The sequence below is a fragment of the Shewanella sp. ZOR0012 genome, assembly GCF_000798835.1.
GTDB classification, from domain to species: domain Bacteria; phylum Pseudomonadota; class Gammaproteobacteria; order Enterobacterales; family Shewanellaceae; genus Shewanella; species Shewanella xiamenensis.
The window spans coordinates 1-623 of sequence record NZ_JTLE01000053.1 but is presented as its reverse complement, the minus strand read 5'-3'; the positions used below and the strand labels follow the sequence as shown (position 1 = coordinate 623).

General features: G+C 39.2%; 1 protein-coding gene. It reads right to left on the bottom strand.

Annotation, left to right across the window (positions count from 1 at the left end; translation table 11 throughout):
- Nucleotides 1-61 precede the first annotated feature (61 nt).
- Entirely contained in the window at nt 62-496 is a 435-nt protein-coding gene (gene tnpA, locus L976_RS01435) for an IS200/IS605-like element ISShes8 family transposase (RefSeq protein ID WP_039978090.1), read from the bottom strand.
- Nucleotides 497-623: the final 127 nt, after the last annotated feature.

The following is a 623-nucleotide window of genomic DNA, read 5'->3' as shown; positions in this document are numbered from 1 at the left end:
ACAGTAAAGAATCCACCTTCTAAAGAAGGTGGCTTTGTTTTAACCCCCTAAAAGGGGGCCTTTATTCAAGAGCAAGTTGACCCTGCTCTTGCCGCTCTACTTTCTCTTGATGCCTAACGTATCTACGGATTATTTCCTCGTTAATTCCAATCGAATCGACGAAGTATCCTCTCTGCCAAAAATGATTTCCCCAAAGTTTATTCTTACGTAGGTAAGGAAATTTACTGAATATTTTCAAAGCTATCTTACCTTTTAACGCCCCCATTAAATTCGATATAGATATCTTCGGAGGTACCTTCACCACTAAATGAACATGGTCAACTTGAACATTTAGCTCCATGACTATGCATCCCATTTGATGGCAATAAACCTGAATGCATCGATAAACCTCTTTTCCGACATTACCTTTCAATATCCGAAAGCGGTACTTTGGTGTCCAGACTATATGATATTGACATCGCCAGAACACATGCGATGCTTGCTCGTATCTACTCATGTTATTTGCCTCTTTTGACTTCGCTAAAAATCAAAGATGCATTTAACATGGGTAGGTATACAGGCAAAGCCTCAAATGATGATAACCACCTACTGAAGTAGGTGGTTTTGGGCTAAAAATAAAAAAG